Annotated in this window: 29 protein-coding genes; 26 read left to right on the forward strand and 3 right to left on the reverse strand. The window is 52.2% G+C overall.

The genetic code is table 11. From position 1 onward, the window contains the following. The first annotated feature begins 28 nt into the window (after positions 1-28). The 11 genes from ACSOSI_RS08500 (at position 29) to ACSOSI_RS08550 (ending at position 7,566) form a co-directional block, all read left to right on the forward strand. Positions 29-538: a phage regulatory CII family protein gene (locus ACSOSI_RS08500; protein ID WP_476706882.1), complete on the forward strand. Its 510-nt coding sequence runs from the start codon at positions 29-31 to the stop codon at positions 536-538. Between the two features lie 10 nt (positions 539-548). After that, positions 549-728, forward strand: coding sequence for a phage filamentation protein Fil family protein (locus ACSOSI_RS08505; RefSeq protein WP_017894102.1), 180 nt, complete (start codon positions 549-551; stop codon positions 726-728). A gap of 11 nt (positions 729-739) precedes the next feature. Next, entirely contained in the window at positions 740-1,042 is a 303-nt protein-coding gene (locus ACSOSI_RS08510) for a hypothetical protein (protein ID WP_476706883.1), read from the forward strand. A 64-nt stretch (positions 1,043-1,106) separates the two neighbouring features. After that, on the forward strand, positions 1,107-1,349 hold the full coding sequence (locus ACSOSI_RS08515; protein ID WP_476706884.1) for a DUF2732 family protein: 243 nt from the start codon (positions 1,107-1,109) through the stop codon (positions 1,347-1,349). Then, positions 1,349-1,579, forward strand: a complete 231-nt coding sequence (locus ACSOSI_RS08520; protein ID WP_476706885.1) for a TraR/DksA family transcriptional regulator — start codon at positions 1,349-1,351, stop codon at positions 1,577-1,579. Before ACSOSI_RS08515 ends, ACSOSI_RS08520 begins: the two co-directional genes overlap by 1 nt. A 122-nt stretch (positions 1,580-1,701) precedes the next feature. Next, complete coding sequence (locus ACSOSI_RS08525; protein WP_476706886.1) at positions 1,702-1,980, forward strand: DUF5405 family protein; 279 nt, start codon at positions 1,702-1,704, stop codon at positions 1,978-1,980. A gap of 183 nt (positions 1,981-2,163) precedes the next feature. Further along, positions 2,164-4,377 carry a replication endonuclease gene (locus tag ACSOSI_RS08530; protein WP_476706887.1) on the forward strand — a complete coding sequence of 738 codons (2,214 nt, stop codon included), beginning with the start codon at positions 2,164-2,166 and terminating at the stop codon, positions 4,375-4,377. 73 nt (positions 4,378-4,450) lie between these two features. After that, the gene (locus tag ACSOSI_RS08535) at positions 4,451-4,651 is read left to right on the forward strand and encodes a hypothetical protein (protein ID WP_476706888.1); all 201 of its coding nucleotides are present in this window, start codon (positions 4,451-4,453) and stop codon (positions 4,649-4,651) included. 434 nt (positions 4,652-5,085) lie between these two features. Beyond that, a complete protein-coding gene (locus ACSOSI_RS08540; protein ID WP_476706889.1) occupies positions 5,086-5,613 on the forward strand; it encodes a hypothetical protein in 528 nt (175 codons plus the stop codon). 245 nt (positions 5,614-5,858) lie between these two features. Continuing rightward, positions 5,859-6,935, forward strand: a complete 1,077-nt coding sequence (locus ACSOSI_RS08545) for a DUF262 domain-containing protein (protein ID WP_476706890.1) — start codon at positions 5,859-5,861, stop codon at positions 6,933-6,935. After that, positions 6,910-7,566 carry a hypothetical protein gene (locus ACSOSI_RS08550; protein ID WP_476706891.1) on the forward strand — a complete coding sequence of 219 codons (657 nt, stop codon included), beginning with the start codon at positions 6,910-6,912 and terminating at the stop codon, positions 7,564-7,566. The genes ACSOSI_RS08545 and ACSOSI_RS08550 overlap by 26 nt, the downstream gene beginning before the upstream one ends. Positions 7,567-7,652: 86 nt before the next feature. Here ACSOSI_RS08550 and ACSOSI_RS08555 read toward each other — a convergent pair whose 3' ends face one another. Together ACSOSI_RS08555 and ACSOSI_RS08560 are read right to left on the reverse strand one after the other, a co-directional pair. Then, positions 7,653-8,678, reverse strand: coding sequence for a phage portal protein (locus ACSOSI_RS08555; RefSeq protein WP_476706892.1), 1,026 nt, complete (start codon positions 8,676-8,678; stop codon positions 7,653-7,655). Beyond that, complete coding sequence (locus ACSOSI_RS08560) at positions 8,678-10,450, reverse strand: terminase ATPase subunit family protein (protein WP_476706893.1); 1,773 nt, start codon at positions 10,448-10,450, stop codon at positions 8,678-8,680. Before ACSOSI_RS08560 ends, ACSOSI_RS08555 begins: the two co-directional genes overlap by 1 nt. A gap of 142 nt (positions 10,451-10,592) precedes the next feature. Here ACSOSI_RS08560 and ACSOSI_RS08565 point away from each other — a divergent pair, with 142 nt between their 5' ends. The 11 genes from ACSOSI_RS08565 (at position 10,593) to ACSOSI_RS08615 (ending at position 16,252) form a co-directional block, all read left to right on the forward strand. Continuing rightward, positions 10,593-11,408 carry a GPO family capsid scaffolding protein gene (locus tag ACSOSI_RS08565; protein WP_476706894.1) on the forward strand — a complete coding sequence of 272 codons (816 nt, stop codon included), beginning with the start codon at positions 10,593-10,595 and terminating at the stop codon, positions 11,406-11,408. A gap of 42 nt (positions 11,409-11,450) precedes the next feature. Continuing rightward, a complete protein-coding gene (locus ACSOSI_RS08570; protein ID WP_476706895.1) occupies positions 11,451-12,671 on the forward strand; it encodes a phage major capsid protein, P2 family in 1,221 nt (406 codons plus the stop codon). A 2-nt stretch (positions 12,672-12,673) separates the two neighbouring features. Beyond that, positions 12,674-13,333: a phage terminase small subunit gene (locus ACSOSI_RS08575; RefSeq protein WP_261137838.1), complete on the forward strand. Its 660-nt coding sequence runs from the start codon at positions 12,674-12,676 to the stop codon at positions 13,331-13,333. Positions 13,334-13,425: 92 nt separating this feature from the next. Next, positions 13,426-13,911: a head completion/stabilization protein gene (locus tag ACSOSI_RS08580; RefSeq protein ID WP_017894086.1), complete on the forward strand. Its 486-nt coding sequence runs from the start codon at positions 13,426-13,428 to the stop codon at positions 13,909-13,911. Continuing rightward, the gene (locus tag ACSOSI_RS08585; protein WP_261096060.1) at positions 13,911-14,114 is read left to right on the forward strand and encodes a tail protein X; all 204 of its coding nucleotides are present in this window, start codon (positions 13,911-13,913) and stop codon (positions 14,112-14,114) included. Before ACSOSI_RS08580 ends, ACSOSI_RS08585 begins: the two co-directional genes overlap by 1 nt. Positions 14,115-14,116: 2 nt before the next feature. Next, positions 14,117-14,326, forward strand: a complete 210-nt coding sequence (locus ACSOSI_RS08590) for an HP1 family phage holin (RefSeq protein WP_017894084.1) — start codon at positions 14,117-14,119, stop codon at positions 14,324-14,326. Beyond that, a complete protein-coding gene (locus ACSOSI_RS08595) occupies positions 14,310-14,822 on the forward strand; it encodes a lysozyme (RefSeq protein ID WP_476706896.1) in 513 nt (170 codons plus the stop codon). The genes ACSOSI_RS08590 and ACSOSI_RS08595 overlap by 17 nt, the downstream gene beginning before the upstream one ends. Continuing rightward, entirely contained in the window at positions 14,819-15,247 is a 429-nt protein-coding gene (gene lysB, locus ACSOSI_RS08600; protein ID WP_476706897.1) for an Rz-like lysis system protein LysB, read from the forward strand. The genes ACSOSI_RS08595 and lysB overlap by 4 nt, the downstream gene beginning before the upstream one ends. Then, positions 15,138-15,371, forward strand: a complete 234-nt coding sequence (lysC, locus tag ACSOSI_RS08605) for an Rz1-like lysis system protein LysC (protein WP_476706898.1) — start codon at positions 15,138-15,140, stop codon at positions 15,369-15,371. The genes lysB and lysC overlap by 110 nt, the downstream gene beginning before the upstream one ends. After that, positions 15,343-15,819: a phage tail protein gene (locus ACSOSI_RS08610; protein ID WP_476706899.1), complete on the forward strand. Its 477-nt coding sequence runs from the start codon at positions 15,343-15,345 to the stop codon at positions 15,817-15,819. Before lysC ends, ACSOSI_RS08610 begins: the two co-directional genes overlap by 29 nt. Continuing rightward, a complete protein-coding gene (locus ACSOSI_RS08615; RefSeq protein WP_476706900.1) occupies positions 15,806-16,252 on the forward strand; it encodes a phage virion morphogenesis protein in 447 nt (148 codons plus the stop codon). Before ACSOSI_RS08610 ends, ACSOSI_RS08615 begins: the two co-directional genes overlap by 14 nt. Positions 16,253-16,274: 22 nt before the next feature. Here ACSOSI_RS08615 and ACSOSI_RS08620 read toward each other — a convergent pair whose 3' ends face one another. Further along, positions 16,275-17,036: a hypothetical protein gene (locus tag ACSOSI_RS08620; protein ID WP_476706901.1), complete on the reverse strand. Its 762-nt coding sequence runs from the start codon at positions 17,034-17,036 to the stop codon at positions 16,275-16,277. A 113-nt stretch (positions 17,037-17,149) separates the two neighbouring features. On the opposite strand from ACSOSI_RS08620, the gene ACSOSI_RS08625 reads away from it, so the two are divergent. The 4 genes from ACSOSI_RS08625 to ACSOSI_RS08640 are packed head-to-tail and all read left to right on the forward strand — an operon-like array spanning position 17,150 to position 19,561. After that, entirely contained in the window at positions 17,150-17,782 is a 633-nt protein-coding gene (locus tag ACSOSI_RS08625) for a phage baseplate assembly protein V (RefSeq protein ID WP_476706902.1), read from the forward strand. After that, a complete protein-coding gene (locus ACSOSI_RS08630) occupies positions 17,779-18,129 on the forward strand; it encodes a GPW/gp25 family protein (protein WP_261137864.1) in 351 nt (116 codons plus the stop codon). Before ACSOSI_RS08625 ends, ACSOSI_RS08630 begins: the two co-directional genes overlap by 4 nt. 3 nt (positions 18,130-18,132) lie before the next feature. Beyond that, positions 18,133-19,041, forward strand: coding sequence for a baseplate assembly protein (locus ACSOSI_RS08635; RefSeq protein WP_476706903.1), 909 nt, complete (start codon positions 18,133-18,135; stop codon positions 19,039-19,041). Next, positions 19,031-19,561 (forward strand): phage tail protein I, encoded by a 531-nt coding sequence (locus ACSOSI_RS08640; RefSeq protein WP_476707260.1) that lies wholly within the window; start codon positions 19,031-19,033, stop codon positions 19,559-19,561. The genes ACSOSI_RS08635 and ACSOSI_RS08640 overlap by 11 nt, the downstream gene beginning before the upstream one ends. Positions 19,562-19,564: the final 3 nt, after the last annotated feature.

Here is a 19,564-nt window from a genome sequence, read left to right on the forward strand (position 1 = left end):
ATGTTGCCAGACGCAAAAGGGGAGAGAAATGTTTGATTTTGAAGTTTCGAAACATCCACATTTTGATATGGCGTGTCGCCAGTTTGCTGTTCGGCAAAACCTTGTGCGGGTTGCTGAACAAATTGAAATGAAGCCGCAGATGCTGCGCAATAAGCTGAATCCAGAACAACCGCATCAACTGAGTTGCACTGAACTATTGGCAATCACTGATGCAACAGAAGATTCCAGCTTGGTAGATGCCTTACTGGCACAGTTGAATTGTTTACCTTCAGTGCCAATCAATGAGGCATGTGCTGGCAACATATCCACCTATGCATTGAAGGCCACGGCAGCAGTAGGTTCTGTTGCGGCGGCGGCGGTAGATGGCGACCACAAAACAGCATCTCGCAAATCCGCTTTACTCGATAGCGTCAACACGGCGATCCGCCATTTGTCGCTAATCAGCCTGACCGTTCAAAACCGTATCCAATCCACCCCGGCGCTAGCCTCCACCGTTGACGTGCTCGGCGGCCTGAGTGTTGTCGCTGGTTTAAGCTGAGGTGATCACTGTGCCTATCTCAATAGCTCCACTACTGAAACAGCAAAGCCCATCGCGTCATTTTGAAAACGGCTTTATTGAACTGCCGGGCGGTAAACGCTGGCGGCCACGTCATGATCAGGCTGCATTGCTGCGCGGTCTGTCTACTGCAAAACCTGCGCAACTATTGCGCCGTATGTTCTGCCGTTAATTGGGGTTGATATGTTACTGGCAACGGATGACCAAAAAACTATCGGCATTAAGCGCATTTCTCAGATTAAGCGTGATTTGTTCTCGCATAGAAAGAATGTGGCTCAAGAGGCTTTTGATAAGTCACCGGGGCATATCCGCAGAACTGTTTGTTTTCATGCTGGATTGAAAGAACGGCATGTAAATATGAAATTTGCAGAAATGAGTTATTCAGAGCGTAAACAAATCGTATGGGCGCTGAATGACCTGATTGATTTATCAAAAACCTTACCGCGATTTATCAGTAATGATGATTGCGAATTAAACACTAATTAACCGCATTGCGTAATTCTGGCGTTAACCCGCCGGGCATCGCTTTGCCTAAAATAAGGAATTAAGTATGTCAAATATGGTTTTTATTGGGTTAGACCGGGCCAAGGAAGGGAGCGAATTCTCACAGGTGATCGTATTGCTTGATAGCGCCCGTCTTGATGAACGTAAGAATCAAGCCGATCTCGCCGCTGCTCGTTTGGTGCGTTTGGCTGCTCACATTACTAAGAACGGCTTAACGGCTACCGAAGCGGTGGAACTGCTGCGCCAAGAGGCTGAAACCATCGAGCACCAAGCACAGGAACTGCACTGATGGCGGACTCTATGGATTACTCACAGGAGAATCAGGCGCTATTGCTGGAGGCGCAGATCGCTAATGCCCGCAAATCTTCTGCACTGCCTTCTGCGTTCGTGTGTGAAGAATGTGATGCCCCGATTCCACCCGCCCGCCGTGAGGCTGTTCCCGGTGTTTATACCTGCGTGGGCTGCCAGTATCTCCGCGAGGTGAAAGGTCGTCTTTATATTTGTTCGACGCCTTCATGACCGGGTTCTTTATTTTATTCGGCCTGCTGCTTTTGGCATCAGGTCATTTTATTGCGGCCGATTTGAGTGATTCAGAATTCATGCGCCGCCCAGAAAACCAAAATTACGATTAAGGAAATTACATGGAAATTAAAATCGGCACTGAATTTGTTATCACCAGCGATAGCCTGCAATTCATTCTTAATACGGTGAAGGTTGGGAAAAAAGGAAAAAACGAAGGCCAAGAACGTTATGAGGCTATTGGTTATTACCCAACCCTTAACCAGTTGGTGAACGGTCTGATTCATCATGGTGTGCGTAATTCCAGCGTAACCAGCATTGCCTCACTGGCGGCTGAAATTGGTCGCATTAGCAACCTATGCCAAGAAGCTTTCGCAGTATGCGAGGCCCGGAATGGATAAGCCGGTGGTGGTGGTTATCCCGACTATCTGGAAACACTATTCAGGCGCACGCGTGGCGACCATCTACGAGCGGGCTATGGATGCTGCAGGCGTTAAATGGCGCATCGTTGATGATTCGCCGTGTTCCTCATGTAACGAGCGCTACTGCGGTAATTGCATCCACGCCAACGGCGCAATAATTCGATGAGCCAAGCGGTACCCGCTTACGCTTACCCATGGAACGCACCGCGCCCGGCAATCGCCGGGCCGGTAAGACCGCTTACCCGTGAGGAACATGCTCAGGGGCAAGCTGTTTTACGCAATATCCATCCCCTGCCGCGCTTTCTTAGCGCCATTTTCCTGTCACGCCATGATTACCTGCTGAAATCCAAAGGGCTGCATGACGCCAATAAATGGCTGGTGTTCCAGTTTGAGCGCCGCATATGGCCTCGCATTGAGGCTGTGAACGCCAAAAACGGGATGAACCTTGCAGCTTCACCGCGCTGGATGGCGGAGATTGATAATTATGCTGGCTTACCGGGTATGGATGACAAAGAGCTGAAACGCCTTGCGGATCGCGTGGCCGGTCAACTGTTGTCTATCTATGAGGGCCGTTGTGAAGAATTCATTGAGCGCAACGGTGGAGACAATACAGGGCTGTTGGAAGATAGCACTCAGGCCGATTTTTATGGTCATACCGCGCCAATGGTTCGCGCTTTTAACATCACCCCGATGCACTGGAGCAAATACCGCAAAGGCAAACTAGATGCCCGGTCAGCAATCGCAAGCCTGTCACGGCTGGTTAATGCCGAATGGTGGGAGCGCCAGTTAAAGGCCCAGCGCACGCGCTGGCGCGAGGCGCTGTTGATTGCTGTCGGCAATGTGAACCGTGGGGCGTCGTCCTATGCCAGCAAGCAGGCGATCCGTGAAGTGAAAGCGCGTCGCCAATCTAACTTTGATTACCTCAACAGCCGCGAGCTGGAAAACGTCGAAACCGGCGAACGATTCAGCCTGATCGATAAGGTAATGGCGAGCATCTCTAACCCGGAGATCCGCCGCATGGAACTAATGACGATAGTTGCCGGGGTTCAACAGGCTGCCGAGATTAAAGGCGATAAGGGGATGTTTATCACCATCACTACGCCATCCAAATACCACCCGACACGTACCATCGGTAAAAACAGCCCGAAGGTGCAGTTTAACCACAATTGGGATAAAGAGGCGTACACGCCAAAAGACGGCCAGCGCTACCTTGTAAACCTGTGGAGCAATATCCGCACGGCATTTAAAGATAATGACCTGCAGGTCTACGGTGTGCGCGTTGTCGAGCCGCATCACGATGCAACGCCGCACTGGCATATGATGCTGTTTACCTCCAAAGAGCAGCGCCAACCGGTGATCGACATCATGCGGCGCTATGCGATGGCCGAAGATGGCGACGAACGCGGCGCAGCTAAGAATCGTTTTGACTGTAAGCACTTGAACAAAGGCGGCGCGGCGGGCTATATCGCCAAATACATCGCCAAAAATATCGACGGTTACGCGCTGGATGGCGAGCGTGACCATGAAACCGGCGAGCTGTTGACCGAGACGGCCGCCGCTGTCACCGCGTGGGCGTCAACGTGGCGTATTCCTCAATTTCAATTCATTGGCCTGCCGTCGCGTGGTGCGTGGCGCGAGTGTCGTAAAATTCGTTCTATCAGTCTGGCCGACGAGTTTGACGATAACGTAGAGGCGGTACGTGCTGCCGCTGATGCCGGTGATTTTGCCGCTTACATTCTGGCCCAGGGCGGCACTAACGTTGCCCGCGACGATCAGACCGTGCGTGTTGCCCGCAGGGTTGCCGACGAACTCAACGCCTATGACGAAGAAGTCCAGAAAATTGCGGGGATTTATGCCCCGCATATTGGCGCAGATCGCATCTATGAAACCCGGACAACACAATGGCGCATTGTTGCTAAAGCCGTTGCTGTTGAGCCTTTGACTTTGCAAAGCGCCTCCGGCGCGCCTCGGAGTCCTGTCAATAACTGTGGGTTGGTCGATAGCAAAGGCGCTACAAATTCGCAGGATAGTGAGCCTGTAGAGGCCGTGGCGGTGCTGGAACACTCACCGGAAACACCGATTGACTGGAATGATATGACCGTTACACGGTCTGTTATGAGCCGTATACGGGCTATTCCGTCGCAGATAAAGAAATCACAACGTAGTTTTGACCCTTATCAGGTGCCAGAAGTGGCCCCGTCAGCAAGATTGACTCCGGCAGAACGTGAGCGGCTGAGCGGAATCCGGGCAGATTTGGCCCAGCACGACATTGCCGCCCAGCGCTGGGAACTGGAAGCGCTAGCACGCGGTGCTAAAGTCAAATTTGGTGATATTTCAATGCAGTATGAGCCGGTTAATGATTGGGCTGGTTTTTAATAATTAGTTGCGGAAGCAAAATTTATGGTTAATACTGTATATGCATACAGTGATTAAGCATCGGAGGAACAGGGTGCATTTACCAGCAGTGGAAGAATTGGTTGTTTTGGAACGTATTGAACTCATTGCCCGTCTGGGGGTTTGTTATGAGAGCCAAGCGAAGGACAAAGACATAGCATTGATATGGATTTCAGAACTGGCAGGGGAGATGAAAACTAACATTGCCCCAGAGAAAGCTGAGGCGATCAAGCAGCTTGCTAATCTTACCGCATGATACGAGATTTAGAGGCTGCTTAAGGTTCGGCGACAGCCATGCAGCATCGCATGGCTAGTTATTGGGACAGCACATTGAGCGAGAGCTTAAGAAGGTTGATGACTGTTCCGGCCACAACTCCGGATAGCTTTCCTAATGTGTTCATCAAAGATTTCATTCCTGCCTAGTACCGCAGGTTTTATATTTAGCGCAACCATAGCCTTTTCTGTTGAATCTACATTCGAAATGCCTGCTCGCCAGATTGCCAGAAGAATATTTCGGCTTTCTTCTAGAAATTTGAATGTGTCTTCGACGGCACTACGAAGATCCATCGCAGATTTGGCTTATGGTGAGTTAGGTTACTGAATAAATTATCCGCACTCCCGAACATGATGATCGGTTGAGGTTTCTTTGGTGAGTGAAAATCCTTGATAAACATATGTATAGGGGGTTAAATGCTGGTTGCCTATGAGCCATTCAAAGATACTAAAATGATTAAATTTCAAGATATTAGAGATAGATACAATGAAGTTGTGAAATTGCAAAGGGAAGAACGAGAGGCTTTGCAGAGTATTGCGGGCTTGGTAGTGCAGAATTTCTCTGATTCTCTGGAGCTTGAACAATCTTACTGGAAACATCCCGGCGATGGCCAGACGGAAGAATATGTGTTCATTACTGCAATGAAAGACGGCGGAAGTGCGAAAACAGCTTTGAACGAGCTTAGCCTTAATGAGTTTGGTTGCCTGTTGTTTTCCGTTGGTTTGACCGTTGATAAATCTCCGATCTCTTTCCCAAAAATGCATGTGTTGACCAGCTTAAATCTGCGTCGTGAAGAGAGTGGTTTTACTCTGACAGTTGGTGAGGGAGAGTTTGAGACAAGCTTAAGTGAAAAACCGACGGGAACAGAGCTTGCCGGGGTGTCGGAGGCAATCAAACGGGCCATGCTGAAGTGTTTTGATGCTTATACTCCAGCCCGGCATTAATTTAACTTAGAAGCAGTCGGTTTCCGTAAGAGTAGCCATGCATGCATTAGCTGCATGAATTTGCATGATAATCCGGTGTGGTTCATACCCCCTTAGCGCCAGCACTGGCGCGGATCGCACCGGATCATGCACCTGCATGAAAAGCGACACACGAAGCGGGCAGGCGAGGCGGGGATAGCATTGCGCGCCGGCAAGAAATGTTATCTAATCACTTCAAACCGTAAAAGCAGCAAGAAAGGATACTTATGCAAATTTTAAATAATAATTACAGCATCTCTGAATTGGTTGAAATGTTATCTCGACGAGAGCTTGTCGTTAACGACAAGTATCAAAGAGGAGCCGGGTTGTGGCCTGCAGGACCAGCGAGTTATTTCATAGATACAATATTAGAAGGTTATCCATTCCCGAAGATTTATCTTTATGAATATTATAATCGAGAAAATAAAAAGACAAATAGAGAAATTGTCGATGGACAACAACGAATAACAACAATTCAGAATTATATAAATAATAAATTTAGAATCATTGGTGAAAGTAAGTTCTCAGGGTGTTTTTTTAAAGACTTGGAAGCTGAACAGCAAGAAAAATTTATGACTTATTCAGTATCAGCTGACGTTATAAGAACTGCAAGTCGTCCAGAAATACTGCAAATGTTTAGGCGAATGAACGCCTATACACTCCCATTGAATGAAGCTGAGAAAAGGCATTCAGCATTTACGGGGGAGTTCAAGTTCTTTATAAATGAGCTGTCAGATCATCTTAGTGAGTTTTTTATTGAGTTCGGCGTATTTACCGATCGGGAAATATTAAGAATGAAAGATGCTGAGTTATTGGCTGAACTGGTTCTTTCTATTGAGAATGGGATGATGAGCCTCAGCCCCACTCAGCTAAGCGGTATATATAAAAAATACGATGCCTCTTTTGTTAATCGTCAAGAGTATACCGCTAAGATTATGGATGCTTTTGAATTTATTATTTCAGAGTTAGAGCCATTAAGAAAAAGCTTCATGATGAAAAGTTATGCTTTACACTCTCTAGTTACCGCTTTAATAGCAGCAAAATATGGTATTGGAAACCTACAAGAACAATTGGATGCCACACCTATAGGTAGCTTTGCTGTAGATATTCCTCTTGCAAGGGAAAGGTTGATTGCGATAACTCAAGCCCATGAGTCAAAAGAACTGGACGGCCCTTATGGCACATATGTTAAGGCTACAAGTTCTAGTACAACGAAAGCACCAAACAGAACTATAAGAGTGGGTGTGATCCTTGAAGCGTTGGGTATTAATGTGAGCTATGATAACCATGACCGTGTATTTTAAATCTGTGCACGATATATTAGTCCAGCGGATTAGTCGGCTTGATTGTGCTTTTGATCGGCATTTTTTATCTATTGAGGGTAAAAAGAATATAGATAAGTTTGCTTTTCAAGAGGGACTAATATCAGCGATGTGGCAGTCTTGGGGGGCCTTTTGTAAGGACCTGCTTTTTGGTTCAATTCGAGGTGGTGAAACTATACATGGTCAACATATAACCCATCCACAATATTCAACGTTAACTGACTATGAGTTGTTCTATATAGCAAATGTATTATCATGCAACCAGAATGTCACTCAAATAAAATCAGCGAAACCTCAAGGCGAAGCAACGTGGGGAGATGTTGGTAAATTAGGTCATATATTTACCTCGCTTAATACTCCAAATGCACAGAATATATCAGTTGCTGTGGCAAGTTCAGTTTTGATAAAAGACTTGCAAACTGTGAGAAATGCCAATGCTCATATAACTCCCCATACGATTTCAACTATAAATGCAGCCAAAGTGAGGTATTCGAATACAAAGTATAGACATCCTTCGGATGTTATTTTTTGGGTTGAGCCACAAAGTAATCAATTTCTTTGGAAGTCATGGGTGGATGAAATACAATTAATCTCCAGTGCCATGATTGTGTAGAATTATCCAAATCAATACTTGTTTGTGGAAGTAACTGATTGGAAGTCTATAATGCGCCGTCACAAATTTGACGGCGTGGATATGGATTAGTCAGACGGTAGTTCATAAGGGATGAAACGGATCACCTCTTCGCCTATCCACTCGTTGACTTCTTTCATACGTTCCTGCAGCGGCGTTAGCTCGTTACGTACAAACACCTGCGCGGCTTTTTTCACATCCCCGAACCCGCCGGAATTATCAGGGATAATGCCCATCATCTGCGGCGGCACCCTGTGTGCGCTTAACAGATCATCCCGACTGACTTTTTTGATATTGAAAAAGTCGTCCTTGGTGGCGACCTCCGATAGTGGCACAATCTTGATGCCGTCCGGCTTGCCGTTAGGGGCGTACATGAACAAATTTCGACAGTTGTTCAAGCCCTTGGTGCTTCGCATTGCTTCGCGCATCCGTTCAATATCTTTGTTGCTCTGCGCTGCGTCGGTCATATACAAGATATAACCCGCATGGCAGCCGTTTTCAAAATATCGACGGCGGAACAATGTCGCCGACTCATTCAACCACGCGGAATTCAGAGCGCTAAGGTATTCCGGCAGGCCGTAAAGCTCTTGATTAATATCCGGCTCAATAAGGTGAAAAACGCTATCGGGTTTGAAGCGGTGCGCTTCTTTCCAGTCTTGCACAAACCAGTAGACACCATGCTCAACTCCCCGGCGCGTGTACTTGGCTGGCGTGCATTTCAACTGCAGCGGTTTACCGAGCTGGTTCTGCCGCTCCTCTAAAAAACCATTGCCAAACACCAAATAATCCAGCGCATAACGGCTAAATTCCTGCTGGCTTAACATGGGGTGTGGGATGAACGTAGACGCCAAAATATTGCGCTTAACGAACATCGGCGAGCTGTGGTGAACGGCGGCACGCACACTGCGTGCCAGCCCGTCGAAGCTGATCGGCGGCTCGTACCATTTACCGTTGCCGGTGCATTCGATGTAATCCAGAATTTCCCGCTTATCCAGCACGGGCGACGGTTCGCCAAAAGAGAATGCCTCAAAGTCTTGCCCTTGAGTGGCGGGAGTAGGGGAGGTAAGTGCCTTACGGCCTTTGCGTTTACTCATTAATAAAACTCCAAAATGTTCGGGCTACTGTGGCCGCTGCCTGCGGTCAGTGGTTCGTTTAGTAAGGCGTGCATAATTGCCCACGCGACATCGGCGTGGCTGGCTTCTTCGCTACGGCTGGCGGTATAGGTGGAGCGTGCGCCGCTGGCGGTCATGGTCTTGCGGATCGCCATAAAGGCGGCGGTGATGTCGGTGTGGCTGGTGTCGTATTCCAGACAGCCGCGCCCGATGGTGTCTTTGGCTTTCAGCACCATGGCGGTCTTGATTTCTGGGGTGTATTTGATTTCCCGCGCTGCCGGGAAGAATTCGCGCACTAACTGGAAAACCCCTTGCCCGACGGTGGTTGCATCAATGCCGATGTATTCCACGCAATATTTTTCCGTGAGGTCGGCAATTTTCTGGGCCTGATCGGCAAAGTTCATGCCTTGCCATTGGTGGCGCTCAAGCACGCGGAATTTGCCACCGGCCACCATAGGTGGCGCGATCACCGCGCACCCGGCGCTATCGCCGCCGTTGGCCTCTGACGGATCGTAACCAATCCACACCGGGCGATAGCCGAACGGCCGCACGGCGTAGGGGTTGACGTCTTCCCACTCTTCCAGCGTGTCGACCATGCAGCTCTGCAGCTCCGCGAACGGGAACACAGATGCGGTATCGTCCACGAATTCGCACATCAACAGGTTTTGATACTCTGATGGTGCGTATTCGAGAGACAACTGATTGAGGTCAAACAGATTACAGCCGCCGGTCAGCGCATCTTCTACCGTGACAATCTGCCGCCACTGCCTATCCCCGCACAGCACGCCTTCTGCAAGGTGGCTGTGACTGAGGTCGAGCTGAATATGGTCATTCTTGCTACGGCGGCCCTTGTTGAACAGTTCACCCGACCAGAACGGGTACGCGGAGTGCGCCAGACTGGACGGCGTGGAAAAGTAAGTGGTGCGCCATTTCTTGTGCAGCGACATCCCGCTGGCGACTTTGCGCAGCTCCTGAAATTTCGGGATCCAAAAATACTCATCCAGATAGAGGTTGCCGGTGTAGCTCTGCGCGGTGCGCACGTTGGTGCCGAGAAATATCAGGCGTGCTCCATTCGGCAACACCATGGGATCGCCTTTTAGGTCAACCTCGACCAGCCGAGCAAAATCAATGATGTAGTTGCGGAAGACATGCGCCTGCGCCTTACTGGCTGACAGAAAAATCTGATTGCGGCCGGTGGTCAGCGCATCGAGCAGAGCCTCGCGGGCAAAGAAAAAGGTAGCGCCGATCTGGCGCGATTTCAGGATGTTGCGAATACGATGCTGCAGCCCTGCGCGATACCACCCCATTTGATATTCGAAGGCATTTTCCATGAAGATGCTTTGCAGCTTTTCCACGGCGGCCTCGCTGAACAGGTTGCGCTCGACGGGCTTACGTTCGCCTTTGTTACGGTTGGCGATATTCGGGTTTAAATCTGCCTCGTTGCCGGTCATGGAATAGCGATTGACCCGCGCCAGCCGTTCAATCTGGCGGCCGAGCAGGTCAATCTCTTTGAAGTCGATCCCCTCCTTTTGCGTTTTCATGATGAGCTGAATTAACCGCGCTTCCATGCTCTGCTCCACGCGGGAAATGGGCGCGATATCGTCCCATTTATCGCGCAGTTTCCAGCTCTGCACGGTCGGTGCTTTGGCATTCAGCGTTTCCGCAATTTGGCGCACAGAGAAGCCCTGCCAGTAGAGCAAGGCAGCTTGTCGGCGCGGATCGCTGATGATGGTTGTCGTCGGTGTCGTGTTCATGCTGCAAAGGCTACGGAAGCCCGATGCAACTCGCCTTAAGTCCCTGTTGTGCCTTAGATCTTCCAACCGCAACGCGTTGAGACGTGATGCCATTCCCCTGAAACTAGCCCCGAACCCAACCACCACAACCGGAGCCGTTTACATGGCAAAGAAAGTTTCTAAATTTTTCCGCATCGGCGTTGAAGGCGACACCGTTGACGGCCGCGAGATCGGCGCAACGGATATTCAGCAGATGGCCGCGAGCTACAGCCCGAAGGTGTTCGGCGCACGTATCAACATGGAACACATCAAGGGGATTCTGCCGGATGGCTATTTTCGCCGTTATGGCGGCGTCGTTGAGCTGAAAGCCGAGAAAATCGACGAGCCGGGCGAACCGCTGTTACACGGCAAATGGGCGCTGTATGCCAGTCTGGCCCCGACTGCCGATCTGGTGTCGATGGTCGGCGCTGGCCAAAAGGTTTTCACCTCAATGGAGATCCGCCGCGACTTTGCCAAGACTGGCAAATCCTACCTGATCGGGCTGGCCGTTACCGATGACCCGGCCAGCCTTGGCACTGACATGCTGGAATTCAGCCGCCGCCACGATGACGTCGAGTTTTCCGCGCCGCTGGAAGTCCATTTTGATTTTGAGTCTGCCGCTGATCTGGAATCCACATTCTCTTCCCGCATTAAGGCGATGTTTACCCGCAAGCAGGCTGGCGATGATGTGCGGTTTGCTGAGATGGAAGGCGCAGTGATGACCGTGGCCGAGCAACTGCAGGAGGCGGAGGCGCGTTTTACCCAGACCACCGACGCCCTCAATGAAGTGATTACCGGCCTCAAGGAGCAGGTGGAAACCGGCAACAGTGCTTTCAGTGAGCTGAAAACGCAGCTTTCCAACACAGAAAGCTTTAGCCAGCCGACACGCCCAGACGCCACCGGCGGCAATGGCGCACAGGATGTGTTGACCGACTGCTAAGGCAGTCACACCCGATAAAACCGAATAAAAACAGGAATAAAAATGCGCAAGCAAACTCGTTTTAAATTTAATGCCTTTCTGTCCCGCGTTGCCGAGCTAAATGGTGTCGACACCGGCGATCTGGATAAAAAATTCAGCGTTGAGCCGTCTGTCACGCAAACCATCATGACCCGCGTGCAGGATTCCTCCTCGTTTCTGACCCGTATCAATATCTTGCCGGTACCGGAGATGAAAGGGGAAAAAATCGGGTTGGATGTCTCAGGCTCCATTGCCAGCACCACCGACACCGCTGGCGGCGATGAGCGCGAAACCGCCGACTTTGCCACGCTGGATGCGGAAGGCTATCTCTGTCAACAGGTGAACTACGATTTCCACATCCGCTACAACACCCTTGACCTGTGGGCGCGTTATCAGGATTTCCAGACCCGCCTGCGTGATGCGATTGTGAAACGTCAGGCGCTAGACCGCATCATGATCGGCTTCAATGGCACCCACCGCGCGAAAACCTCCAACCGCATCAAGTTCCCGCTGCTGCAGGACATTGCGCCGGGCTGGCTGCAAAAGTACCGCGAGAACGCGCCGAGCCGTGTGATGGATAAAATTGTGGGCGAGGACGGCAGCGTGGTGTCTGACAAAATCCGCGTGGGTACCGGTGGCGATTACGCCAACCTCGATGCGCTGGTGATGGACGCGACCAACAACCTGATTGCGCCGTGGTATCAGGAAGACCCGGAACTGGTGGTGATCTGCGGCCGTCAGTTGCTGGCGGATAAATACTTCCCGCTGGTCAATCAGGAACAGCCGAACAGTGAAGCGATGGCCGCTGACCTGATTATTAGCCAGAAGCGCATCGGCAACCTGCCTGCCGTGCGCGTGCCTTATTTCCCGGCAGATGCGCTGCTGATCACCCGCATGGATAATCTGTCAATCTACTGGCAAGAAGATACGCAACGCCGCCATATGGTGGAAAACTCGAAGCGTGACCGCATCGAAAATTACGAATCCATTAACGAGGATTACGTAGTGGAGGATTACGCCTGCGGCGCACTGGTGGAAAATATCACGCTGCTGCCTGCCAAACCAACCGACCCACAGACTAAGGCTGCGTTGCCAACTTCCGGCGAGGATATTAAAGCGCTGGCCGGTGCCATCGTTGAGGCGGTGAAAGCGGTGTCCGTACCGGCGGAGGCTGGCCCCGATGCCGAGGTGAAAAGCCCCGACGTTGCGCCGGTAGACGACAAAGCGGCAAAAGGCGGTAAGTAACCATGACCAGCCCTGCCCGCCGTCACCTTGTGCGCCAGTCAGCGGTCGAGGCCGCGCAGCGGAAAAATGATCCGCTGCGCCATGCCAACGGCTATGAACTGATGATGCTTAAACTCTATGAAGATAAGCGAAAGCTCAAGCAGATACGCTCGCAAGAGCGTAAAGCCGAACTCAAACGCCAACTGCTGCCGGACTATGTCCCTTGGGTTGCTGGCGTGCTGGCGGAAGGTAACGGTGCGCAGGACGCCATTCTGATGACGGTCATGATTTGGCGACTGGATGCCGGGGATATCCCCGGCGCGTTGGAGATTGCCCGCTACGCGTTGCGCTACAAGCTGGCACCGCCGGGCAACTTCACCCGCTCCACGCCGTACCTCATCGCAGAAGTCGTCGCCGAGTCTGCCACCCGCGCCCATGAGGCCGGGGAGTCGGTCAATATTGACCACCTCACGCAGACCATGGAACTCACCGACGCAGAAGACATGCCCGACCAAGTGCGCGCCAAGCTGCACAAAATCACCGGGTACGTCTTGCGTGAAACGGGCAGGGCTGAACTGGCGTTAAACCACCTGAAACGTGCGTTGCAGTTGCATAACGGCTGCGGCGTCAAAAAGGACATTGAACGGCTGGAGCGGGCGATCCGTACCGCCGCCAGCCGCTAACAGAACGCGCCCCGCGCCGGGCGGCACGATGGCCGCGACAGGTTTCACCTCGTCAACGCCGTCGTCCACCGCCCCCTATTTTTTGAGGTCATATGAGCACCGTCATTATAAAACCACGCCCGGACGCGCCAGCCCCGCGCCCGGAGGATGAGCCGATCATTAAAAACGTCTTTTTCTTCCCGGATATCACCCCGGCAGACGTGCGCGACGTGATGCGCATTGAAGGCACCATCACTGCCCCACGGCTACGGCTGGCGATTAAAAGTGCGCTGGCGGAAGTCAACGCCGAGCTTTTCACCTACCGCCGCGATCAGATGGCCGACGGCTATCAGCGGCTGGAGGATGTCCCCGCCGACGAACTTGACGGCGAAAGTATCCGGGTAAGTGAATACCGCAACGCGGTCAGCACCATGACCACCGCCATTTTGTCGGAACAATACCGCAGCATGGACACCACCGGCACCGGCGGGCGCAAAGCGGATGTTGTCGAGGCGTCCATTGATGAACTGTGGCGCTCGGCTCGTAACGCGATCAGCAATGTGGCCGACCGCGCCCACTGCATCATCGGGTTGCTGTAATGAAAATCTACGCCCTGCAGGGCGACACCGTTGACGCGATTTGCTGGCGCTACTACGGGCGCACGCAGGGCGTAGTTGAACAGGTTTACTCACTCAATGAGGGGCTGGCCGATGCCGGGGCGATTTTGCCGCACGGCCAGCCGGTCGAGCTGCCGGATGTGACCGCCGCGCCGCAGCGTGAAACTGTCAATTTATGGGATTAACAATGGAGCGAATTACCTCATTTTTAGCCTACGCGGTGGCTATTTTCCTCGCGTGGATCGGCAAGTATTCGCCGCAGGATATTGCCTTTATGGTCGGGGCTGCCGTGGGCGTCGGTACCTTTCTTGTTAACTGGTACTACCGCCGCAAAAGCTATCAGTTACTGAATAAATTGGGTGTTAGCCGGAGGGTATACGATGAACTCAATCGCTAAACGTTGCACCGTGGCCGCCGTACTGGCGCTGGCTGCTTTGCTGCCGCAATACAACACTCTGCACACCTCGGAGGCCGGATTGCGGTTGCTGGCTGATTTTGAAGGCTGTCGGCTTTCCCCTTACCAGTGCAGCGCGAACGTGTGGACGAGCGGCATCGGTCACACCGCCGGGGTAGTGCCGGGCAAGGTCATTAGCGAACGTCAAGCCGCCGTCAATCTGGTCGCTGATGTTTACCGGGTAGAGCGTGACATCGGCCGCTGTATGCCGGTCAAGATGCCGCAGCCAGTTTATGATGTGGTGGTGTCCTTTGCCTTTAACGTCGGTGTGACGGCGGCGTGTGGCTCCACACTGGCCGGTTTCATCAAGCGGCAAGAATGGCACAGTGCCTGCCTGCAGTTGCCGCGCTGGGTGTATGTCAATGGGGTTAAAACTGCCGGGCTGGAACGCCGCCGGGCATCAGAGATGGCCCATTGTCTGACAGGGGCCGCGCAATGAACCGCATCGGTGCGCTGTTCCTGTTGCTGTCGCTGGCCGCCGCCGGTTGGTTGAAATGGCAGGTTATCGCCCTGGGTGATCAGTTGGATGAAGCGCAGCGGGAAAACAGCCGGATTTCGACGGCGCTGACCGACACCCGCACGGCGATCACCACGTTGCAGGCAGCGGCCGGCCAACTGGCGCAGGAAGAGAAAAGCCTGAGAAATGACCTCAACAATGCGCACCGGCTGGCGCTGACCCGCGAACAAAAAATACAGAGATTACTCAATGAAAACCAAATCTTACGTGATTGGTTCAACACTCCTTTGCCTGCTGATGTTGCAAGGCTGCACCAGCGCCCCGGCTTCACCGGCGCCGCAAATTATCTACGTTGGCTGTCAGGCGGTGAACCCGTGCCAGATACCGGCAAGCAGCCCAAAAAATAACGGCGATCTGAGTGGCGACATTCGCCAGCTTGAAAACGCCTTGGCGGCCTGCGCGGTGCAGGTCGACGCCATTAAAACCTGTCAGGAACAACACCATGTTAAAACCGCAACAGCTCCGCGCTGAGCTGACAAATTGCCTTCAATGGCTGCAACGTAATCCCGAAAATCTACAGGTTCGGGTTCAAAGTGGAAGCATTGCCGCCACGCTTGCTACATCGCTGTCGCATGAGTACAGCTACACGCTGAATCTGCTGTTTCTGGATTACACCGGCGATCTGGATTTAATTGTGGTACCGATACAGGCGTGGCTACGAGAAAACCAACCGGACATTATGGCCACCCCAGAAAAGCGCCGTACCGGCTTTACTTTCGCCACGGATTTTAATAACGACGGCTCTTACGATTTCAGCGTGTCTCTGCAGTTAACCGAGCGTGTGGTGGTCAACGAGCAAGACGGCGGTGCGCTGCACGTTAAGCACCTGCCGGAGCCGCCGTTGCCGGAAAACGTCACGCGTCCGCTGCAGCTCTATGTACATGGTGAATTAGTGAGTGAGTGGCATGAACGAGCTTAACCCCTTTGACGCCCATCTGGCCGGGCTGATTACCGCGTTGTCGCCGCAGTCCCGCAAATCGTTGGCCGTTGCCGTGTCCAAGCGTTTACGCGCCAGCCAACAGCAAAACATCAAGCGGCAGCAGGCACCGGACGGCACCCCGTATGCCCCGCGTAAAACGCCATTGCGCAATACAAAGCGCCTGCGCGATCGGGCGATGTTCTCCAAGTTGCGCACCGCGCGTTACATGAAAGCCAGGGGCAGCGGCGACGAGGCTGTGGTGGAGTTTGTCGGGCGAGTTAAGCGCATGGCTAATGTGCACCATTATGGCCTGCGTGACCGGCCATCGCCGAACAGTGACCCCGTGAAATATGAAGCGCGTCCGCTGCTGGGTTTTTCATATGATGACGTTAAGTATATAGAGGAAACTATTATCGCTCATCTATCTGAATGAGGCCTATTGCAATTGGCATAAGTTACCCTCTGAACTGAAATAGATAATTGCTTAATGCTCTATGATTTATTGAACCGACTGTTAGGGCTGTGAAGAAAAAAATTATTGATAAGAAAGCGAGGATGGACACATTTCTCATGTGATCCCAAGAATTAATCACTTCGATTAACTCTGCTTTTTTTTCTTTGTCGTCAAGGGATATGTATTCACATGCGGAGCGATATATATCGTGGGGGTGGGTTTTTATTATTTCTATACAATCGCTTTCGCTTAGCACTGTGTGGTCTTTAAGGAAGCCATTAGGAACCAAAATGTTTTTTTCGGAAATCTGTACGGATAATTTATCGTCATGGTAATTTACATACCCAACCTTTGGTAGGTCGCTCAACAGGAAAAATGCGAATGATAGTAGGATTATCCCCATAAAAACAACAAACCAGGTTTCATAGCGTGAACTTTTTATTTTTCCTACTACGCCAAAAAGAGAAGCGAAGTAAAATTGCTTTTTTGATATTTCCCCGGTGAGTAATCCTTTCGATAGTAACTTTGCATCTCGGACGTTTTCGACTTTAACACCATTAAGTAATGAAAATGTTTGAGTGTAAAACATTTCGTCGTCGGCCTTTCCTAGAACGCCACGATTAAACCTAAGTCCCGCGGTTATTAGCAAGAATCTAAATAAAACTGATATCCCACCACATCGCAAAATAATTAATGAAATAAACCCAAGAGATACTAATAATTTTATTCCATCGGGAAATATCTGATCTATTGCAAACATCATACTACTCCTTTAATAAATTGAAAATATTGTAGCAAATCCAATGGTATGTTGTGCCTAAGATCTTCCAACCCCTTTCCGTTGCTGTCACCCGCGTCGGGCGGCATCCTTTCAGCATGAAAAATTTACCAAACATCATGCGCCTGCTGCGCAACATGATCCGCATTGGCACCGTGAACGCCGTCGACCTTGAGCGCGGTCTTTGCCGTGTCGATACCGGCGGCAACCTTACTGACTGGCTTCACTGGATGACCTGCCGGGCAGGCCGTGCTCGCATGTGGTGGGCACCGTCAGAGGGTGAACAGGTGTTAGTGCTATCGCTGGGTGGCGAACTGGATACTGCTTTTGTGCTGTCGGGTATCTTTTCCGATGACTTCCCGGCCCCGTCGGCGTCGGCGGATGCGCTGCATATTACTTTCCCTGATGGTGCGGTGATGGAGTATGAACCCGCCAGCGGTGCGCTGAATGTGACCGGTATTAAAACCGCTAATGTACAGGCGTCCGAGTCAATCACCGCCAGCACCAAGGTGGTGATGGTCAAAGCCGCAAAAAACATCACCCTCGATACCCCTGAGGTGATCTGCACTAACAAGCTGACCACCGGCACGCTGGAAGTGAAAAGCGGCGGGAAGATGACCGGCAGCATTGAGCACAGCGGCGGCAGCATCACGTCTAACGGCGTGGTAATGCATACCCATACCCACGGCGGCGTCCAGAACGGCGGCGGCAACACGGATAAACCGGCATGAACAACGCGAAATACCTCGGCATGAACCGCGACACCGGCCGCATGTTGACGGATATCGACCATATACGGCAATCCGTGGCCGACATTCTGATCACGCCGCAGGGTTCACGTCCTATGCGCCGGGCTTATGGTTCGTTGCTGTCTGAGCTGCTCGACCAGCCGCAGAATGACACGCTGCGTCTGCAAATTATGGCCGCCTGTTACAGCGCGATTCTGGCTTGGGAACCCCGCGTAAAGCTGACCGGCATCACCTTTAACACCACCTACGACGGCAAGATGGTGATTGATATCACCGGCACCCGCACCGATACCCCCGGCGCGTTGTCGCTGTCTATTCCTGTGAGCTGAACCATGGCAACGATTAACTTAAGCCTGCTTCCCGCCCCGACAGTGGTCGAGGTGTTGGACTATGAAACGCTGTTGGCAGAACGTAAGGCTACGCTAATTTCACTTTATCCCGAGGCTGAACGGGCGGCCATCAGCCGCACGCTGGCGCTGGAGTCAGAGCCGATCGTTAAGCTGTTGCAGGAGAACGCCTATCGTGAGGTGATTTTACGCCAGCGTGTCAATGATGCCGCCAAAGCGGTGATGCTGGCTTATGCCACCGGGGCCGACCTTGACCAGTTTGGCGGAAATTTTAACACCCCGCGTCTGGTGATCATCCCGGCGGATGAAACCACCATCCCGCCGACACCGGCAGTCATGGAGTCGGACGACGATTATCGGTTACGCCTGCAGGATGCCTTTGAAGGTATGAGCACCGCCGGTTCGGCAGGCTCTTACCGTTTTCATGCACGCTCTGCCGATGGTCAGGTGGCCGATGTGACCGCCATCAGCCCATCACCGGCCTGTGTGACCGTGACCGTGTTGTCACGCGACGGCGACGGTACCGCCAGCTCTGAGCTGTTGCAAGTCGTCAGCGTGGCGCTGAACGATGAGGATGTGCGCCCGGTCGCTGATCGGGTGACGGTGCAATCCGCCAAAATTACCCGCTATGCCATCGAGGCCACGTTATACCTCCATCCCGGCCCGGAGGTTGCGCCGATCCTCACTGCTGCCAATGAAAGGCTCCGCAATTACGTGGAAGGTGTGCGCCGGTTGGGGAGCAGTATCCGGCGTTCCAGCATGAATGCGGTGTTGACCGTGGAAGGTGTCGAGCATGTAGACATCATCAAACCGGCAGCCGATATCGTGCTGGATAAGACGCAGGCGGGCTATTGCACCGGCTTCACCATCAATCCGGGGCGTGCTGATGAATAACCGATTATTGCCGGTCGGTTCTTCCCCATTGGAGGTGGCCGCCGCCACGGCCTGTGCCGAGCTGGAGCGTTTACCGGTACCGCTGCGCGAACTGTGGAACCCGGTACGCTGCCCGGTGCACTTGTTGCCCTATCTGGCGTGGGCATTTTCCGTTGACCGCTGGGATGAGGCATGGCCGGAAGAGGTGAAGCGCGGTGTGGTTGCAGCGGCATTTTTCATCCATCGCCATAAAGGCACCATCGGGGCCGTGCGCCGTGTGGTCGAGCCGCTCGGCTACCTGATTAACGTTACTGAATGGTTTCACGGTAACGATCCGCCCGGCACCTTTCGGCTGGATATTGGCGTATTAGAAACCGGCATCACGGAAGAAATGTATTTAGAAATGGAGCGGCTGATCGCCGATGCCAAACCCCTGAGCCGCCACCTGATTGGCCTCAACATTCTGCAGGACATTCCCGGCCTGATTTACGTCGGCGCGGCCGTCGTGGACGGCGATGTCATCACCGTTTACCCCGGATAAGAG

The sequence above is a fragment of the Serratia sp. AR11 genome, from assembly GCF_056376275.1.

Excerpts from the sequence above, each read along its gene's own strand:
- ACSOSI_RS08500 (WP_476706882.1), top strand. The coding sequence starts at position 29 with ATGTTTGATTTTGAAGTTTCGAAACATCCACATTTTGATATGGCGTGT.
- ACSOSI_RS08510 (WP_476706883.1), top strand. The coding sequence starts at position 740 with ATGTTACTGGCAACGGATGACCAAAAAACTATCGGCATTAAGCGCATT.
- ACSOSI_RS08515 (WP_476706884.1), top strand. The coding sequence starts at position 1,107 with ATGTCAAATATGGTTTTTATTGGGTTAGACCGGGCCAAGGAAGGGAGC.
- ACSOSI_RS08520 (WP_476706885.1), top strand. The coding sequence starts at position 1,349 with ATGGCGGACTCTATGGATTACTCACAGGAGAATCAGGCGCTATTGCTG.
- ACSOSI_RS08525 (WP_476706886.1), top strand. The coding sequence starts at position 1,702 with ATGGAAATTAAAATCGGCACTGAATTTGTTATCACCAGCGATAGCCTG.
- ACSOSI_RS08530 (WP_476706887.1), top strand. The coding sequence starts at position 2,164 with ATGAGCCAAGCGGTACCCGCTTACGCTTACCCATGGAACGCACCGCGC.
- ACSOSI_RS08540 (WP_476706889.1), top strand. The coding sequence starts at position 5,086 with ATGCTGGTTGCCTATGAGCCATTCAAAGATACTAAAATGATTAAATTT.
- ACSOSI_RS08545 (WP_476706890.1), top strand. The coding sequence starts at position 5,859 with ATGCAAATTTTAAATAATAATTACAGCATCTCTGAATTGGTTGAAATG.
- ACSOSI_RS08550 (WP_476706891.1), top strand. The coding sequence starts at position 6,910 with ATGATAACCATGACCGTGTATTTTAAATCTGTGCACGATATATTAGTC.
- ACSOSI_RS08555 (WP_476706892.1), bottom strand. The coding sequence starts at position 8,678 with ATGAGTAAACGCAAAGGCCGTAAGGCACTTACCTCCCCTACTCCCGCC.
- ACSOSI_RS08560 (WP_476706893.1), bottom strand. The coding sequence starts at position 10,450 with ATGAACACGACACCGACGACAACCATCATCAGCGATCCGCGCCGACAA.
- ACSOSI_RS08565 (WP_476706894.1), top strand. The coding sequence starts at position 10,593 with ATGGCAAAGAAAGTTTCTAAATTTTTCCGCATCGGCGTTGAAGGCGAC.
- ACSOSI_RS08570 (WP_476706895.1), top strand. The coding sequence starts at position 11,451 with ATGCGCAAGCAAACTCGTTTTAAATTTAATGCCTTTCTGTCCCGCGTT.
- ACSOSI_RS08575 (WP_261137838.1), top strand. The coding sequence starts at position 12,674 with ATGACCAGCCCTGCCCGCCGTCACCTTGTGCGCCAGTCAGCGGTCGAG.
- ACSOSI_RS08580 (WP_017894086.1), top strand. The coding sequence starts at position 13,426 with ATGAGCACCGTCATTATAAAACCACGCCCGGACGCGCCAGCCCCGCGC.
- ACSOSI_RS08585 (WP_261096060.1), top strand. The coding sequence starts at position 13,911 with ATGAAAATCTACGCCCTGCAGGGCGACACCGTTGACGCGATTTGCTGG.
- ACSOSI_RS08590 (WP_017894084.1), top strand. The coding sequence starts at position 14,117 with ATGGAGCGAATTACCTCATTTTTAGCCTACGCGGTGGCTATTTTCCTC.
- ACSOSI_RS08595 (WP_476706896.1), top strand. The coding sequence starts at position 14,310 with ATGAACTCAATCGCTAAACGTTGCACCGTGGCCGCCGTACTGGCGCTG.
- lysB (WP_476706897.1), top strand. The coding sequence starts at position 14,819 with ATGAACCGCATCGGTGCGCTGTTCCTGTTGCTGTCGCTGGCCGCCGCC.
- lysC (WP_476706898.1), top strand. The coding sequence starts at position 15,138 with ATGTTGCAAGGCTGCACCAGCGCCCCGGCTTCACCGGCGCCGCAAATT.
- ACSOSI_RS08610 (WP_476706899.1), top strand. The coding sequence starts at position 15,343 with ATGTTAAAACCGCAACAGCTCCGCGCTGAGCTGACAAATTGCCTTCAA.
- ACSOSI_RS08615 (WP_476706900.1), top strand. The coding sequence starts at position 15,806 with ATGAACGAGCTTAACCCCTTTGACGCCCATCTGGCCGGGCTGATTACC.
- ACSOSI_RS08620 (WP_476706901.1), bottom strand. The coding sequence starts at position 17,036 with ATGATGTTTGCAATAGATCAGATATTTCCCGATGGAATAAAATTATTA.
- ACSOSI_RS08625 (WP_476706902.1), top strand. The coding sequence starts at position 17,150 with ATGAAAAATTTACCAAACATCATGCGCCTGCTGCGCAACATGATCCGC.
- ACSOSI_RS08630 (WP_261137864.1), top strand. The coding sequence starts at position 17,779 with ATGAACAACGCGAAATACCTCGGCATGAACCGCGACACCGGCCGCATG.
- ACSOSI_RS08635 (WP_476706903.1), top strand. The coding sequence starts at position 18,133 with ATGGCAACGATTAACTTAAGCCTGCTTCCCGCCCCGACAGTGGTCGAG.